Source organism: Candidatus Zixiibacteriota bacterium (assembly GCA_020853795.1).
Taxonomy (GTDB): Bacteria; Zixibacteria; MSB-5A5; order CAIYYT01; family CAIYYT01; genus JADJGC01.
This window is the reverse complement of the sequence record JADYYF010000088.1, coordinates 19,693-34,954: the sequence shown is the minus strand read 5'-3', so window position 1 is coordinate 34,954 and position 15,262 is coordinate 19,693. Positions and strand designations below refer to the sequence as shown.

Below are 15,262 nucleotides of genomic sequence, written 5' to 3'. Positions count from 1 at the left end.
GACGCTCACGACTAAAGCCTTACCTTGCAGAAACTTGCGAGTTCGCCGGCAGGTTTGGCATCCCCCTTGCATCTTCGCAGAGCGGCAGAAAAGCATTTGTCGCTTGAATAGGAGCAGACATGCCGGAAAAAGAACAAGAACAAACACCGCAAGCCGAGCCGACACCAAAGGCCAAAGCCGGCGGCAAGTCGCATCTGGCGCCGATCGCCGGCGGACTGATCGTCTTTGTCGTGTTTGTGATCATTTTCTCCCTGAAATTCGGGGTCTTCAGTTCCACCAACGTCAAACCGTCAGCGCAATCAATCGAACCGGCGGCGACCGCAAGCGACTCTGTGGCTCAGGAACCGGACAACTCCGAAGAATCCACCGGCGCCAGCGCCTACGACGAGCTGTTTGACGGCTTCGACGGCGGTTCCACTGAAACGCAAGTCACCGACTCGGCGATGGTGCGCGATTCGCTCCAGAAAGTCCAGTGGTACGAAGAACAGCGGCAGGAAATCGACCGCAAGGTGGCTCAACTCAACGTTGAACGCAAACAACTGGAACAACTCAAAGCCCAGGTCGAAGCCCTGCTTGACCGCAAGAAAGCTGCGGAAGAAGGCAATATCACCCAGATGGCCAAGCTCTATGAAGGCATGGAAACTTCCGCGCTCGTTCCGATCCTGGCCAACCTTGAAGATGCTCAGGTCAGCATTCTGATCAGCAAGATGAAGAAGCAGAAGGCTTCCGAAGTGCTCGGCCAGCTCCCGCCGGAGCGCGCCGCGCGCATCACCCAGTATCTGATTTCGATGAACAACTAAGGACGAAATGAATCCGCTGCTCGACATATTGACTCAGGTCCCCGCCACTGCGAATGCAGCCAACGCGGCAGCGCCGTCAGCGCAGGCCGGTGTCGTTCCCGCAGGCTTGTTCGCGTTGGCCTTGAACGCTGCCGTGCAGCAGTCAATCGTCCCGGTCAATGCCGACGGCACGACCGCTGCGCTGCTGACTCCGGCACTTGCCGAGCAAACCGTCGCATCGGAACAGCCGCATTCGCCAACAGAAGTCGACCCGCAACCACACTTGGCGGTTCCTCAGTCTGAACCCGCGGCCGTCAATGCCACGGTTTATACCGGTCCGCCGCTCCTTGCGTTGTTGGATCCGAACACCGCCATCACCTCGCCGCAAGCATTGCCAAATCAGTCGAATCGACCGGCGCATCAAGACGCAGTCGTTGCTGATATCGTGACTCCGCTTGCCGATCAGCAGTTGGCCGTGATGCTCGTCGAAATGCTCGGTCAGCCCGCGCAAGTCCCGAGCCAGACCGCGGTCGCTGTTACGCTGCCATCAACCGTTGATGTCAAAGTTGATCAGCCGATCACCGCTCAAGAATTGGTGGCCGCATTAACTCAGCCGACTCCAATTGCCGACACCGACGTGGCATTGTCTGACGCACCTCGCGTCAGTCGGTTCGTTGCAGGCTCGCAGCCGGCGGCTGTTCATCAACTGAAATCCCAGTTGCAGCAGCTATTTCCCGAGCTTCGCATCCAGTCGCTGGATGGACATCTGCAGACCGACGCCACAGTCAAACTTCAGCCGGAAACCGCGGCAAAAGATCCCACTATTCAGCCGACGGTCGCGGAGTTTGCGGCCCTGCCGCTGCCGTTGCGTGGTCATTCGGTGGTCAACCTTGCCGGTCACAAGAAGAGCGGTCAACCATCGGCACAGCCTGTCGCTGCAGTTGGATCGCAACCGCCAACTTCCGAAGTGGGGGCAGAGGCGGCCGTTGCGAAGCCCGCGCCGGCACCGCTGTCCGAGACAAGCCCGAAACCATTGCCCGGCGCCGAAGCGATCCGTCCATCTGAGATGCTTAAACAAGATCTGACTATCAGTGCCGGCACCGGACAGAGCACCTTTGCCGCAGTCGACAAATTGCCGGCCGAAGATCACGGCCAAGTGCCGAATACCGCGGCCATCGAGATTCCTGACACCGAACGCGTCCACGTTTCGCTCAAGCGCGTCCAGATCGAGACTCTGATCAAGCGCGGCGAGATTAAGCTGCAACTCCAACCGGAGCACCTCGGAACCGTCAAAGTGCGCCTCGTTACGACGCCGCATGAGACCTCGGCGCGACTGGAGACCTCCAGTGACGATGCCCGCCGCCTGGTTGAGGCCAACCTGCCGCAGCTGCGCGAGAGCTTTGAACGCGCCGGGCTCAAGCTGAATCAAATCGAAGTTATCGTCAGCGAGGATGCCCTGTCGCGGCATTCGCAGGCGTTTGCGCGCCAACCCCGGCAGCCACGCCGCCAATTCGTTCCGGCAGCGGTTGCCGAAAGCCCGGCCGCCGTGACCGTGACGACGGGTCTAACGGCCTTAGTCAATGGACTCAACCTGTTAGCGTGAGATAGCCATGGAACCGCAATCAGTCAGCTCGATCCTGCAGCCGCAAGTGACGGAATCGACCTCTACCAAGAAAGAGACCCTTGGCAAGGAGGACTTTCTGAAGATGCTGACGGCGCAGATGAAGTACCAGAATCCGCTCGAGCCAATGAACGACGCGGAGTTCATCGGACAGATGACCCAATTCTCGTCGCTCGAGCAACTGCAGAACATGAACGATCTGCTGTCGCAGAACACGCAGTGGAACATGCTTCTGTCGCAGACCATCAATAACACGATGGCCACCTCGCTGATCGGCAAAACGATCACGGCTGACGCCAGCGTCACGACTGTCGGCGACGAGACCGTCAGCCCGATCACCTTCTCGACCGGTGTCTTCTCCCTCAACGGCACCATCACGATTTACAACGATGCTGGCGAAGTCGTCCGCACCTTGTCGGTCTCTCAACTCGGTCCCGGCGAGCACAGCATCGCCTGGAACGGCCGCGATGCCAACGGCAACGAATTGGCCACGGGCAATTACGGCTTCCGCGTCGATCTGCGCGATGCCAAGGGCCAGTCGGTCCCGGCCTCAAGCTTCACCCGCGGTGTGGTCGAAGGCGTCGAGTATGTCGACGGCCAGGCCTTCCTGCTGATCGATGGCGGCATGATTCCGCTGGCGCTTGTTCGCCACGTGGCAGGAGGATAGACGATGACTGAATTCTTGAATGCCGTTCCGCAAGTTCGTCCGAACCCGTCGCAACCGGCCGCAAACCCCGTTTCTCGGTTTCAACCGGCGGACGGCGACGGACTGACTTTCTCCAAACACCTGAGCGAACGCATCGAGCGTCGCCAACTCGAGATGTCGCCCGATCGCATGTCCCGTCTTGCGGATGCCGTCGATCGCGTCGCCAGCAAAGGCGCGCGCGATTCCGTCGTCCTGCTCGACGACCTCGCACTTTTAGTCAACGTGCCGTCGCGCACGGTCTTGACAGCCATCGCCACCTCGCGCATGAAGGATGGCGTGTTTACGAATATCGATTCTGTGGTCTTAGGATAGAAACAAATGTGTACAGGCCGGACCTCCTTTGAGGAAGCCTGGATATGGAGGTTATGAAACTATGTTAGCATCACTCTTCGCCGGTGTCGCAGGCCTGAGAAATCATCAGGTGCGGATGAACGTCATCGGGAACAACATCTCGAACATCAATACGGTCGGCTTCAAGTCGGGCCGTTCAATTTTCCAGGAAGCGCTGGTGCAGACCCTGCGCGGCGCCGGTCGCCCCTCGGCCGTCTCCGGTGGTACCAACCCGGTCCAGCTCGGACTCGGCATGAATGTCGCCTCGATCGATAATCTGTTCACCCAGGGCGGTCTTGAGCTGACTGGGCAGATCACCGACATGGCGATCCAGGGCAACGGCTTCTTCATTCTCTCCGACGGCAACTCCAAGTTCTATACCCGTGCCGGAGCGTTCGGCTTCGATGCCAACAGCTTCCTCGTGAATCCGGCCAATGGCCTGTACGTGCAGGGTAAGATGGCGGATGCCTCGGGGCAGATTCCGTCGACGGCCACCGTCGGCAATATCAAGCTGCCGTTCGGCCAGCAGGATCCGGCGCTCCCGACTTCGCGCGTTGAATACGGTAACAACCTTGACGCCTCGGCGACCCGCTCCGATGCCAGCCTGACGGAGGGCGCTCCGGTCACCAACAACCTGTCGTTGGTCTCGGGCGTTGCCCGTGATGGCGCCGGCGGCACGCATGTTATCACCGTTACCGGCAACCAGGCCACCTTTTCCACCGCTGTCGGCAACAACATCCCGAACGATGTTCTCGACGGAAGTGAGACCCTGACCACGCTGGGTGTGACCTCGCCGACTCTGACGTTAACCGTCGACGGCGCCACACCGATCACAATTACGGGCCTGACCCTCAATTCGACCATCAATGAGCTGGTCGCTGCGATCGACTTGATCGACGGCGTCGATGCTCGCATTGTCGGTGGGGAAGTCGAGATTTCCCGCACCAAGGCCGGGACCGGCTCGACCTATAACGTCGTGACCAACACGGCCGTCGCCGGGGATATCGCCAACCGCGTCTTTGGCGCCGCGGCCGGAGCTGCGTTCAGCGTCAATAACGGCCTTGATCACACTTTTGCCGCGACTGACACCTTCACACCTTCCGTCGGCGGCGCGAGCGTGACGACCAACCTCGGCATCTCCGTCTCCTCCAGCAGCGGATTGGCGACCGGTGTGACCGGCTTGGGCGGTGGCGGAGTGACGGCCAGTACCGGCGATGCCGGATTAATTGCCGGAAGCGCATCGATCACCACGGCCGACACGTCGAAAGCCACCTCGCTCACTGTCTATGACTCGCTCGGCGGCACTCATACTCTGATGACGAACTTCATCAAGTCCCATGAACCGAACAAGTGGTATTGGGAAGTGACAATGCAGGGCGGCGAGACTATCCAGACCGGTGGCTCCGGGACCGTGACCTTCAACCCCGACGGTTCGCTGTTGCGCTGGGCTTATGACGGCGGCGCGACCAACCTGCAGTTTGACCCGAATAACGGCGCCGGACTGGCGCAAATTGACTTGTTCGCCGGCACCTCCGGCGCCTACGATGGTCTGACCGGCTTCTCCGGCGTCGAGACCGTGGCCGCCATCAATCAGGACGGCTACGGCATGGGCATCCTCGACAAGATCTCCATTGACCCGACCGGACTGATCATCGGCATTTTCACCAACGGCGTCTCGCGCAACCTCGCTCAGGTCACCCTTGCGGACTTCAACAACGAGGCCGGCTTGATCAAGGCGGGCGAGTCGCTTTATCAGACCTCGGCCAACTCCGGCGAGGGCATTGAAGGCACGGCCGGTGAGACCGTCTCCGCGACGATCTCCTCCGGCGCGCTCGAATCCGCCAACGTCGATCTGGCCCAGGAATTCACCAACATGATCATCGCCCAGCGCGGCTTCCAGTCCAACGCCCGTGTCATCACGACGTCGGACAACATGCTCGATGATCTGGTCAACTTGAAGAGATAAGCGATTGAGGCGGCATCATGATTAAGGTCACCCGACTCAACGGACAGCAGATCGTCGTCAACGCCGACCTGATCGAGTTCGTTGAGGAGATCCCGGACACGATCATCAGCCTGACGACAGGCAAGAAGATCATGGTGCGGGAAAATACAGAGGAAATTGTCGAGAAAACGGTGGCGTACCGCCGCGCGACCCACAGCGTCGCACCGGCGGCCGCCTTCCGTGAGAACGAGAGAGTATAGCGATGCCGGATGTCAAAGAAAAAACCGAAGCGACTGAGCATCAGCCGGCGGCGGCCAAGGTGAAACTCCCGTCCAACCTGACCGCGCTTCTGACCAAGGTCGCCATCTTCGGCGTCATCGGCTTGGTCGCCATCGTCGCGGCCTACGTCGTCACGCTGAAAGTGCTCAAACCGATGCTGGCCAGCGATGCGCCCGCAGTCGAGCAAACCGCGCCCGCCAAGGTCGAGCCGGCCAAAGGAACCGCAACGGAGGAACGTGGCGGGGAACACGGTTCGGGCGAAGGCAACGGCGCCTCGGAATTCTTTACGATCGAAAGCATCGTCGTCAACCCCGCCGAAACCGGCGGCACGCGCTACTTGTCGTGCAGCGTCAGCTTCGAAGTGGCCAAGGATGCGTTGTCGGTGTTCAAGGAGAAGCAGGTCAAGATCAAGGACATCCTGATCACGATCCTCTCCTCGAAGACCGTCGAGGAACTGGCCGACGTCAAACAGCGCAATGATATGCGTAAGCAGATTCTGGCCGTCGTCAACCGGTACGTCGCGCCCGCCCAGGCCGATGCCGTGTTTCTGACGGACTTTGTGTTGCAGTAAAACCGAGGACCGAACGTGGCGAAAATTCTGTCACAGGATGAAATTGATGCCCTCCTTTCGACGGTCTCGTCGACGGAGGACATCGACTCCAAATTGAAATCGGCCGACGATGCCTCCCGCTCGATCGTCGCCTACGATTTCAAACATCCGAATCGCGTCTCCAAAGACCAGATTCGGACGCTGGAAAGCCTGCATGATAATTTCGCCGGCCATCTCGGTTCCAGCCTGTCGGCGATCCAGCGCGCCATGGTCGACATTGAACTCGTCAGCGTCGACCAGATCACCTACTCCGAACTGATCATGTCGCTGGTGAACCCCTCCAACGTCTTCACGATTAACCTTGAGCCGTTGGAAGGTCGCTGCCTGATCGATTTCAACCCGACGCTCGCGTTCCTCTTTATCGATCGCATGTTCGGCGGCGTCGGACGCATCCTCGAGTCCGAGCGCGAACTGACCGGTATCGAGCGCGCTGTCTTGTCCAAGATCGCTCGTAATGTGTTCAAGGAGCTGGAGCGAACCTGGACCTCGGTCATCAAGCTGCAAGTGCGCCAGCACTCCTTCGAAACCAACCCGCAATTCGTGCAAATCGTGCCCCCCGGCGAAACCGTAATCGTCATCGGCATGCAGGTTAAGATGCTCGGTAATTCCGGGCTGCTGACGATCTGCTATCCCTACGTCACCCTCGAACCGATCATGAAGGATCTGATCGGCAACACCTGGGTTGACCAGTCCAAGAAGGGCGATTACGAGGAAAGCCGTCAGTTGAACATCAACAACCTGCAGGACGTCACGGCAGACGTCGCCGCCCAGCTCGGAACCGCTACTCTGACCGTCCGCGACTTCATGAACCTCAAACTCGGCGACGTCATCCAACTCGATCAGCGTATCGCCGAACCGTTGGAAATCTCTGTGCGTGGAAGAAAGAAGTTCTTGGCCCGTCCCGGTATTGTCGGCAAGAAAATGGGAATTCAAGTCGTCGGGACGACGGAAGAACAGGAGCAGATAAATGGCTGATAATCTCAACACCGGACTCCCGCCCGGCGAGGAAGACAACCTCGCGGGCCGTGTCCCCGGCGGACCGGAGGCCGCTCCCTCGGCTAAACAATCGCCGCCGGCGATCCCCGCCGACCAACTGGCCTCGCCCGCTTCGATCGATGACGAGGTCGAACGGCAGATGCTCGAGGAACTGGCGCGAGCCGAAGCTCACGATGCCACGACGGCCCAGCCGGCTACCGTCCAGTCCGTCGAGTTCGACCGCTTCGCGCGCTCCGCGCCGGTGGGCCAACCCCGCAATATCGACATCCTGCTGGATGTCAAGCTGCCGGTTTCGATCGAACTCGGACGCACCGAGATGACGATTCGGGAAATCCTCGAACTCGGCTCCGGCTCGGTCGTCGAATTGACCAAACTCGCCGGCGAACCGGTCGACTTGCTGGTGAACAACAAAATCGTCGCAAGAGGAGAAGTCGTAGTTGTCGACGAGAATTTCGGACTGCGCGTAACCAGTCTGATCTCGCCGGAAGACAGACTCAAGAGCTTGTAATATGAAACGAACACTGTTCAGCATCGGATCGCTGATCTTGTTCGGCAGTGCCTCCGTCCTGGCTCAGGAAGAGCCGGCCCCGGATTTCGGCAGCGATATCGGCCCCACGCTTCTGCAGCTGGCCGGTGCGCTCCTGCTGATCATCATCATCATCTACGCCTCGGTCTGGCTGATGAAACGCTATACGGTCGGGAAGTCTCCCGCCGGCGGCGACCTCATCAAAGTCATCGACCGCCGCCATCTCACTCCGAAACAGGCCATCTACGTCGTCAAGGTTGGCGATAAGCACATCCTCGTCGGTGCCACCGAATCCGGAATCAACAAGTTGTGTGACGTCGAATTACCCGCACCGCCGGTCACCGGCCCGCTGGGTGCCGCCAGCACGCCGAACTCCAAGTTCAGCCAATTCCTGCGCCAGGCGAAAGAGACCCTGATGCCGCGTACCGCTGTTAAAGAATCCGAGGTAAAGCTATGAGCACCCGGACCATCGCCATTCTGTCGCTGGCTCTCGTGCTGTTGCTTTCAGCCGGATCATTCGCCCAAGCGCTGCCGTCGGTCTCGATTCAATTCGGCCAGGGCAACGATACCAAGACGATGTCCACCACGCTGCAGATTCTGCTGCTTCTGACCGTACTGGCGCTGGCGCCGTCAATTCTGGTGATGACCACCTCGTTCATCCGCATCGTCATCGTCATGTCGTTCTTGCGCCAGGCACTTGGCACCAACCAGTTGCCGCCCTCGCAATTGATCATGGGCATCTCGTTGGTGATGACGATCTTCGTGATGTCGCCCGTCGCCAACCAGATTAACCAGACCGCCTTCCAGCCCTACTTGAAGGGCGAAATCAGTCAGAAGGAACTCTACGATCGCGGCGTCGAACCGCTGCGCGCCTTCATGCTCAAGCAAACCCGCGAGAAAGACCTCGCGCTCTTCGTCAAATACGCCGGTCTCGAGAAACCGGCCTCGATCAATGACGTCCCGACCTACGTGGTTGTGCCCGGCTTCATCCTGTCTGAACTGCGCACCTCCTTCACGATCGCCTTCGTCATCTTCATTCCGTTTCTCGTGATCGATATGGTGGTCGCCTCGGTCTTGATGTCAATGGGCATGATGATGCTACCACCCATTCTGGTAGCTTTGCCGTTCAAAATTCTTCTGTTCGTGATGGTGGACGGCTGGTACCTGATCGTCAAATCACTGCTCGAAAGTTTTGCCGTCGCCGGAGGATAACATGACGCCGCAATATGTCATCGCGTTAGGGAAGGAAGCCATTCTGCTCACACTGACCGTGTCGGCGCCGATGTTGATTCTCGGCCTGATCGTCGGCCTGGTGATTGCCATCTTTCAGGCCGTCACCCAAATCCACGAAATGACTCTGACTTTTGTCCCGAAAATCATCGCCGTCGGACTGGCGCTTCTGGTCTTTTTCCCGTGGATTATCAACCTGTTAGTGGGCTTCACGACCCGGCTTTTCGAGCAGATTCCGACCTTGGTCGGCTGAATCTTTTTCCACGCCGCTGGAAAAATACTCCTACCTTCGCGACGGGAGTTCGCTGGGTTGCCAATTAGTCTATTATACCACAATGAGTTAGGTCGCTGTTCCCCTTCGGCACAAGCCTTGCTTAAAGGTCTGCCGAAGAGGAGACATCTAACTCGTGCACACTCAGGCAATCTTTGGTCTAACCCTTGACAACATTACAGTCTTTCTGCTGGCGACCTTCCGTGTTGCCGGGCTGATCATTGCCGCCCCCGTGTTCGGCCAGGCCAACGTCCCCGCGCAGGTCAAGATCATGCTGGCTCTGCTGTTCGGGTACTTCCTCTTCCCGCTAGTCGGAACGCAGCAGCTTCAGCTTGATCCGGGCTTGATCCCGCTGACGATGCTCGGCCTGCGCGAATTGGCCTTCGGCCTGATCATCGGCTTTCTCTTCCAATTGATTTTTCTCGGCGTCCAATACGGCGGCGGTTTGCTCGGTTATCAGATCGGCTACGCGCTGGTCAATGTCATCGACCCGACCACGTCGGAAAATGTCCCGATTATTGGCCAGCTCAAAATGATCGTCTCGACGCTGGTCTTCTTCCTGATCGACGGTCATCACACGATCCTGCAAGCGCTCTTCGAGTCCTACAAGGTCGTGCCGCTCGGACACGTGCAATTCAATCCGCTGGCGCTCGATCAGGTACTGCGCCTCTCCGGCGCGGTCTTCGCCATCGGTGTCAAGATCGCGGCGCCGGTGCTGGTGACACTCTTCATCGTCGATATCTGCCTCGGCATCGTGGCCCGCACCATGCCGCAGATGAACATCCTGATCGTCGGCTTCCAGGTTAAAATCGGCGTCGGTCTGCTGATGCTTGCCCTCGGCCTGCCGCTCTTCAATTTCATGTTCGCAAAAGTCTTCAACCAGATCAGTCTCGAAGCCTTCTCGATTGCGAAAGGTTTCGCAGGATAAGCCATGGCGGACGAATCGTTCCAGGAAAAAACCGAACAACCGACGCCTAAACGGCTGAAGGAGGCCCGCGAAAAGGGGCAGGTCGCACGCTCCACCGAGCTCAGCTCGATTGCCATCATGTTCACCGGCTTGCTCGGTGTGATGGCGCTGGGCTCGCTGATGACTGCCTCCAGCCGCGAAATGTTCACCTGGCTCTTCGCCAATTCGGCGCACTTCTCGATCACGGCCGATTCCGCTCCGGCCCTTCTCGGTCAGGTCGGCTGGATTTCGGTCAAGATCGTCGGTCCGATGATCATCCTGCTCGTCGTCGTGGCGCTCGGCGTCTCGTATGTGCAAGTCGGAAGTCTCTTCTCGACTCAGGCGCTCGAACCCAAGTTCGAAAAGCTCAACATCATCAAGGGCATGAAGAATCTCGTCAGTATGAAGTCGGTCTTCACCGCCGTCCGCGACCTGATCAAGCTGACCATTATCGCCGTCATCGCCTTCTATGCCATCAGAGCGGAAGTCCCCTTGATGGCCGCCTTTACCGACATGTCCACCGGCGAAATCGGCAAGTCGATGGTCGCCATCGCGGTTCGCGTCTCGTTCAAGATCCTGCTCGCGCTCGCCGTCATCGCGATCCTCGACTACGCCTATCAGAAGTGGGATTACATCAAGGGTCTCAAGATGTCGATTCAGGACATCAAAGAAGAACTGAAGCACACCGAAGGCAATCCGCTGATCAAGGGTCGCATCCGTGCCATCCAGCGCGATCAGGCACGCAAGCGCATGATGCAGGAAGTACCCAAGGCGGACGTCGTCATCACCAACCCGACCCATATTGCCGTGGCACTGAAATACGACACCGCTGCCATGGATGCGCCGACCGTGATCGCCAAAGGCGAGCGCCTGATTGCAGAGGCCATCAAGAAAATCGCGGCCGAAGCCGGCGTCCCGATTATCGAAAACAAGCCGCTTGCCCGCACGCTCTTCAAGACCGTCGAAATCGGCATGCAAATTCCGGCTGACCTCTACAAGGCCGTTGCCGAAATCCTCGCTTACGTCTACAGCCTGAAAGGGAAGTCGCGGAGATAGGCCATGCCGAAGTACATGCAGCACTCGGACGTTATCTTGGCCATCGCTGTGGTCGGCATCATTGCCGTCCTGATTATCCCGATTCCGACGCCGTTCCTCGACCTGCTGCTGGCCGCCAATATCTCGCTGTCGCTGGTGATCCTGCTGTCGACGCTCTATATCAAGCGCCCGCTCGAATTCTCAGTATTCCCGGGCATGCTCCTTGTCGTCACACTCTTTCGCCTCTCGCTCAACGTCGCCTCGACTCGCCTGATCCTGGGCGAAGGCTACGCCGGCTCGGTCATCAACTCCTTCGGCAACTTCGTGGTCAAAGGCAATTACGTTGTCGGCTTTATCATCTTCATCATCCTGGTCATCATCCAGTTTGTCGTTATCACCAAGGGCGCTGGCCGCATCTCCGAAGTCGCCGCGCGCTTTACTTTGGATGCGATGCCGGGTAAGCAGATGGCAATCGACGCCGACCTTAACGCCGGCCTGATCTCGGAAGACGACGCCCGCAAGCGTCGCGCCGACATCACCAAGGAAGCTGATTTCTACGGTGCGATGGACGGCGCCTCCAAATTTGTCCGCGGCGATGCCGTCGCTGGCATCCTCATTACGCTGATCAACGTCATCGGCGGCTTCATCATCGGCATGGCGCAGGAAGGCCTGCCGATCTCCGAAGCGCTCCGCCGTTACACCTTGCTTTCGGTCGGCGATGGCCTGGTCACCCAGATCCCGGCGCTGATCGTCGCCACCGCCTCCGGTATCCTCGTCACCCGCGCCGCTGGTGATTCGAACTTCGGCACTGAAATGGCCCAGCAGATGACGCTACAGCCAAAGGCGTTGGCTGTCGCTTCCGGTATCGTCTTCCTGCTCGGTGTCGTCCCCGGCATGCCGTTTGTCCCATTTACCGTCTTCTCCGTGATCGTCGGTGCCGCCGCTTTCATCACAATGCAATCGATCAAGCGCCGCGAAGAAGCCAAGTCCACCGAAGTGCGCATCGAGCCGGAGCAGAAGAAAACCCCTTCGGAACAGGCCGAAGAGTCATTGCATCTAGATACCCTCGAGCTGGAAATCGGTTACGGCTTGATCCCGCTCGTCGATACCCAGCAAGGCGGCGACCTGCTCGACCGCATTTCCGGCCTGCGCCGCCAAATCGCTCAGGAACTCGGCGTTATCGTGCCGCCGATTCGCATTCGCGACAATGTTCAACTGCGTCCGAATTTGTATGAGGTCAAACTCAAAGGTAACCGGATCGCCAACTTCGAGCTGATGGTCGACCACCTGCTGGCCATCAATCCCGGGTACATCGAAGACGACCTCGAAGGCTTTGCCGCCAAAGAACCGGCCTTCGGCATGTCCGCCAAGTGGATCATTCAAAACTACAAAGAACTCGCCGAAATGAAGGGTTACACCGTCGTCGAACCGGCCGCCGTTATGGCCACACACCTGACCGAGATCATCAAGACCCATGCGGCCGAAGTCTTCACCCGCCAGGATGTCAAGAATCTCATCGAACGCGTCAAGCGCGAGTTCCCGGCGGCTGTAGAAGGCGTCGTCGAGGAAATCGTCCCACTCGCGACCTTGCAGAAAGTCCTGCAGAACCTGCTCAACGAACGCGTCAGCATCCGCGATATGGTGACGATCCTCGAAGCGCTCGCCGATTACGCCCAGCAGACCAAGGATGCCGACGTGCTCACGGAGTACGTGCGCATGGCCCTGCGCCGCAGCATCACGCGCAACTATGCTGGCGACAACGATCAGATGACCGTCTTCACCCTCGAACCGCGTACCGAAAAGTTCCTCGCCGACAATGTTCAGGCGACCAAGCAGGGTTTGATGCTCGTCATCCCGCCGAACAACGGGGAAGTACTGACCCAGCGCATCGCCAAGTCGGTCGAGCGCATGACCCGTGAAGGACTCACGCCGGTGCTGCTCGTCAGCCCCAACGTCCGCATGGCACTCCAGCGCTACCTGCAGGGAGCCGTCAACGGTCTTGTCGTGCTCTCCTACTCGGAGATCCTCCCTCATATCGAAGTTTTCTCAAAAGAAGCAGTGAGCATATACGATGCTAATTAAGAACTTCCAAGCCCCGACGATTCCGGACGCGCTCGATCTCGTCCGCCGTGAGTTCGGCGCCGATGCGGTCATTCTCAAGACCGACGTCATCCGCGATAACGGCACGCGCCTCTTCTCGGTGACTGCCGCCAAGGACGCCGCGCCTGCCGCTCGGCCACTGCGCACTCCGTCACCGATGACTCCATCCGTGCCGGCCGCACCGAACCCCGGAATCGCACGCCTCGGGGACCCGGGCCTCGAATCGGCAATGCTGGACGTCGTCTTGCCCGAATTACTCAAGGGCCAGGTACGCAACTACTATCTGGCGCTTCGTCTCCACGATGTTGAAGCCAACCTCGCACTTGATATCTGTCGCCGCCTCCAGCGCACCGAGCAGATTTCCGATGAAAGCCTGATCCGCATCATTTCCGCTTTCATGCCGACCGCTATCGAGCTGCCGGCCGAAGCCGCCAATCTCGTCTTCATCGGTCCCTGCGGCTCGGGTAAGAGTTCACTGCTCGCCAAGTATGCGACCCACTTCGTGTTCAACCGCAAGGAACGCGTGACTCTCGAAACGCTTGATAACTTCCGTCCTGGCGCCGACGAGGAAATCAGCAACCTCGCCGACATCCTCGAACTCGCCGTCGAGCCCCGTCAATCTGTCGCTGGCAAGCTGTCGCGGCATCTGATCGACACTACCGGCTTGGTCAACGGCGATCAGGATTCCTTAGATTCTCTGACTCGGCAACTGGCCGAGATTCCGCAGCGATTCACCATTGCCGTGTTGTCCCTGACTACCGGCTGGCGGCATATGCGCCATTTTCTCGATTTTGTCCGCCCGCTCGGTGTTGACGCTGTCGCCTTCACGCAACTGGACGCCGCCGCCGGTTGCGGTGCCCTGTTAAACCTTGTTGTCGGCGAATACCCGCCGCTCCTCTGTATCAGTGATTCGCGACTGCCCACCGCACTCGTGACCCAATTCACCGTCGAGAACTTCTTCGCCAAGCTCACGGGAGGGCTCAATGACTGAGACCAAGACCCGCGCGTTCTACTTGACCGTCTGCTCCGGCAAAGGCGGCGTCGGCAAATCGACCACGGCGGTGATCCTGGCCGCCAAATTGGCGGAATCCGGCTACCGCACGCTCCTGCTTGACACCGATACCGGCCTCGGCGATCTCGCCGTCATGACCAACGCTGTCGTCCGCTGTGGCTTCGAACGCGTTCTCGCCGGCGAGGCCGACTTGAATGCCGCCGTTACCAAGATCGCGCCGAATCTCTGGCTCATCGGTACTGAAGCCGGCGCCACCCGCGACCTTGTCATGTTGAACGAACGCGGTTTGCACACCTGCCGCGAGCTTGATGCACTCTTCGATGTCGTCATTCTCGACACCTCCTCCAGCCTCGATGCGTTGACACTTTCTCTGATGGCTTATTCCGACCTCAGCGTCGTCGTCACGACACCACGCATTCCCGCCGTCGCCGACGCCTACACGCAATTGAAGGAGGCGCTGCAACTCAATCCGCGTCTCACCGCTGCCTTCGTCGTCAATCGAGTCGAATCGGAGCCGGAGGGACTCCAGGCTGCCGCCAAGTTCACTGAACTGGTCGAGAAGTTTCTTCAAACAGCTGTAGCGCCGCTCGGAATCATCGAGGAAAGCCCGCTGCTGGGGCAGTTCGCCGAAACGCACGCGCTCGTGGCACTTTCGGGCGCCGGCAACCCCGCTGTTAGAAAATTGGACAAGCTGACTAAGACCTTACGCGAAAATCACATAACGTCGCCCCGGCGCGCTTCCGCCCTCTGGAACGCCCTCGCCGACGCGAATTCTCTAAAAACCGCTATCGACTCTGACGATACCGGACTGATAGCTCAGGCCCTAACAATTAAGAGAAGCAAATAGATCATGTTATCAATATTTCAGGAAAGGCG

17 protein-coding genes are annotated in these 15,262 nt (G+C 58.9%); all 17 read left to right on the top strand.

Annotated elements, in window-relative coordinates; genetic code table 11:
- Positions 1–119: 119 nt before the first annotated feature.
- Entirely contained in the window at positions 120–800 is a 681-nt protein-coding gene (locus IT585_06960) for a hypothetical protein (protein MCC6962974.1), read from the top strand.
- A gap of 7 nt (positions 801–807) precedes the next feature.
- The gene (locus IT585_06955) at positions 808–2,382 is read left to right on the top strand and encodes a flagellar hook-length control protein FliK (GenBank protein ID MCC6962973.1); all 1,575 of its coding nucleotides are present in this window, start codon (positions 808–810) and stop codon (positions 2,380–2,382) included.
- A 7-nt stretch (positions 2,383–2,389) separates the two neighbouring features.
- Positions 2,390–3,067 (top strand): flagellar hook assembly protein FlgD, encoded by a 678-nt coding sequence (locus IT585_06950; protein ID MCC6962972.1) that lies wholly within the window; start codon positions 2,390–2,392, stop codon positions 3,065–3,067.
- 3 nt (positions 3,068–3,070) lie between these two features.
- Complete coding sequence (locus IT585_06945; GenBank protein ID MCC6962971.1) at positions 3,071–3,418, top strand: flagellar biosynthesis protein; 348 nt, start codon at positions 3,071–3,073, stop codon at positions 3,416–3,418.
- A 61-nt stretch (positions 3,419–3,479) separates the two neighbouring features.
- Entirely contained in the window at positions 3,480–5,402 is a 1,923-nt protein-coding gene (locus tag IT585_06940) for a flagellar hook-basal body complex protein (protein ID MCC6962970.1), read from the top strand.
- A gap of 17 nt (positions 5,403–5,419) precedes the next feature.
- Entirely contained in the window at positions 5,420–5,641 is a 222-nt protein-coding gene (locus IT585_06935) for a flagellar FlbD family protein (protein MCC6962969.1), read from the top strand.
- Between the two features lie 2 nt (positions 5,642–5,643).
- Positions 5,644–6,231: a flagellar basal body-associated FliL family protein gene (locus IT585_06930; protein MCC6962968.1), complete on the top strand. Its 588-nt coding sequence runs from the start codon at positions 5,644–5,646 to the stop codon at positions 6,229–6,231.
- Between the two features lie 15 nt (positions 6,232–6,246).
- Positions 6,247–7,245 carry a flagellar motor switch protein FliM gene (gene fliM / locus IT585_06925; GenBank protein MCC6962967.1) on the top strand — a complete coding sequence of 333 codons (999 nt, stop codon included), beginning with the start codon at positions 6,247–6,249 and terminating at the stop codon, positions 7,243–7,245.
- A complete protein-coding gene (gene fliN, locus IT585_06920; GenBank protein ID MCC6962966.1) occupies positions 7,238–7,774 on the top strand; it encodes a flagellar motor switch protein FliN in 537 nt (178 codons plus the stop codon). The genes fliM and fliN overlap by 8 nt, the downstream gene beginning before the upstream one ends.
- Position 7,775: 1 nt before the next feature.
- Positions 7,776–8,249, top strand: a complete 474-nt coding sequence (gene fliO, locus IT585_06915; protein MCC6962965.1) for a flagellar biosynthetic protein FliO — start codon at positions 7,776–7,778, stop codon at positions 8,247–8,249.
- Positions 8,246–9,004, top strand: coding sequence for a flagellar type III secretion system pore protein FliP (gene fliP, locus IT585_06910; GenBank protein MCC6962964.1), 759 nt, complete (start codon positions 8,246–8,248; stop codon positions 9,002–9,004). The genes fliO and fliP overlap by 4 nt, the downstream gene beginning before the upstream one ends.
- A gap of 1 nt (position 9,005) precedes the next feature.
- Entirely contained in the window at positions 9,006–9,275 is a 270-nt protein-coding gene (gene fliQ / locus IT585_06905; protein MCC6962963.1) for a flagellar biosynthesis protein FliQ, read from the top strand.
- Between the two features lie 154 nt (positions 9,276–9,429).
- A complete protein-coding gene (gene fliR / locus IT585_06900; protein MCC6962962.1) occupies positions 9,430–10,221 on the top strand; it encodes a flagellar biosynthetic protein FliR in 792 nt (263 codons plus the stop codon).
- A gap of 3 nt (positions 10,222–10,224) precedes the next feature.
- Positions 10,225–11,295: a flagellar biosynthesis protein FlhB gene (gene flhB, locus IT585_06895; GenBank protein MCC6962961.1), complete on the top strand. Its 1,071-nt coding sequence runs from the start codon at positions 10,225–10,227 to the stop codon at positions 11,293–11,295.
- A 15-nt stretch (positions 11,296–11,310) separates the two neighbouring features.
- On the top strand, positions 11,311–13,356 hold the full coding sequence (gene flhA, locus IT585_06890; protein MCC6962960.1) for a flagellar biosynthesis protein FlhA: 2,046 nt from the start codon (positions 11,311–11,313) through the stop codon (positions 13,354–13,356).
- Positions 13,346–14,365 carry a hypothetical protein gene (locus IT585_06885; GenBank protein MCC6962959.1) on the top strand — a complete coding sequence of 340 codons (1,020 nt, stop codon included), beginning with the start codon at positions 13,346–13,348 and terminating at the stop codon, positions 14,363–14,365. The genes flhA and IT585_06885 overlap by 11 nt, the downstream gene beginning before the upstream one ends.
- Complete coding sequence (locus IT585_06880; GenBank protein ID MCC6962958.1) at positions 14,358–15,233, top strand: AAA family ATPase; 876 nt, start codon at positions 14,358–14,360, stop codon at positions 15,231–15,233. Before IT585_06885 ends, IT585_06880 begins: the two co-directional genes overlap by 8 nt.
- Positions 15,234–15,262: the final 29 nt, after the last annotated feature.

Excerpts from the sequence above, each read along its gene's own strand:
- IT585_06960 (MCC6962974.1), top strand. The coding sequence starts at position 120 with ATGCCGGAAAAAGAACAAGAACAAACACCGCAAGCCGAGCCGACACCA.
- IT585_06955 (MCC6962973.1), top strand. The coding sequence starts at position 808 with ATGAATCCGCTGCTCGACATATTGACTCAGGTCCCCGCCACTGCGAAT.
- IT585_06950 (MCC6962972.1), top strand. The coding sequence starts at position 2,390 with ATGGAACCGCAATCAGTCAGCTCGATCCTGCAGCCGCAAGTGACGGAA.
- IT585_06945 (MCC6962971.1), top strand. The coding sequence starts at position 3,071 with ATGACTGAATTCTTGAATGCCGTTCCGCAAGTTCGTCCGAACCCGTCG.
- IT585_06940 (MCC6962970.1), top strand. The coding sequence starts at position 3,480 with ATGTTAGCATCACTCTTCGCCGGTGTCGCAGGCCTGAGAAATCATCAG.
- IT585_06935 (MCC6962969.1), top strand. The coding sequence starts at position 5,420 with ATGATTAAGGTCACCCGACTCAACGGACAGCAGATCGTCGTCAACGCC.
- IT585_06930 (MCC6962968.1), top strand. The coding sequence starts at position 5,644 with ATGCCGGATGTCAAAGAAAAAACCGAAGCGACTGAGCATCAGCCGGCG.
- fliN (MCC6962966.1), top strand. The coding sequence starts at position 7,238 with ATGGCTGATAATCTCAACACCGGACTCCCGCCCGGCGAGGAAGACAAC.
- fliO (MCC6962965.1), top strand. The coding sequence starts at position 7,776 with ATGAAACGAACACTGTTCAGCATCGGATCGCTGATCTTGTTCGGCAGT.
- fliP (MCC6962964.1), top strand. The coding sequence starts at position 8,246 with ATGAGCACCCGGACCATCGCCATTCTGTCGCTGGCTCTCGTGCTGTTG.
- fliQ (MCC6962963.1), top strand. The coding sequence starts at position 9,006 with ATGACGCCGCAATATGTCATCGCGTTAGGGAAGGAAGCCATTCTGCTC.
- flhB (MCC6962961.1), top strand. The coding sequence starts at position 10,225 with ATGGCGGACGAATCGTTCCAGGAAAAAACCGAACAACCGACGCCTAAA.
- flhA (MCC6962960.1), top strand. The coding sequence starts at position 11,311 with ATGCAGCACTCGGACGTTATCTTGGCCATCGCTGTGGTCGGCATCATT.
- IT585_06885 (MCC6962959.1), top strand. The coding sequence starts at position 13,346 with ATGCTAATTAAGAACTTCCAAGCCCCGACGATTCCGGACGCGCTCGAT.
- IT585_06880 (MCC6962958.1), top strand. The coding sequence starts at position 14,358 with ATGACTGAGACCAAGACCCGCGCGTTCTACTTGACCGTCTGCTCCGGC.